The organism is Orrella sp. 11846, assembly GCF_048820935.1.
Classification (GTDB): domain Bacteria; phylum Pseudomonadota; class Gammaproteobacteria; order Burkholderiales; family Burkholderiaceae_B; genus Algicoccus.
Map to the genome: position 1 here is coordinate 1 of NZ_JBMERD010000067.1, position 312 is coordinate 312.

The 312-nt window shown below is 47.4% G+C and carries 1 protein-coding gene; it reads left to right on the forward strand.

The window, feature by feature from the left end:
• Positions 1-312: IS1634 family transposase (locus ACOI06_RS14645; RefSeq protein ID WP_420663323.1), on the forward strand; the 312-nt coding region annotated here is incomplete at both ends.

A 312-nucleotide genomic window follows, 5' to 3' on the forward strand; every position in this document is an offset into this window, starting at 1 on the left:
CGCTTTTATCGCGAAGTTTGTGAGGAGCGTTTAGGGCTCATCATGAAAGTGAACTTTAACAGCCAACTATTCAATTACGACATTGATGAGGAGGCACTGGCAAGGGCCCGTGCGATGGATGGCAAACTGCTGTTGGTGACGAATACCAAAGATATAGATGTCGTCGATGTCGTGGCCAGATACAAATCGTTAGCCGATATTGAACGTGGTTTTAAATTACTCAAGTCTGATATTGAAATCGGCCCTGTCTACCACCGGCTACCCGATCGCATTCGGGCACATGCCTACATCTGCTTTATTGCCCTGGTGCTG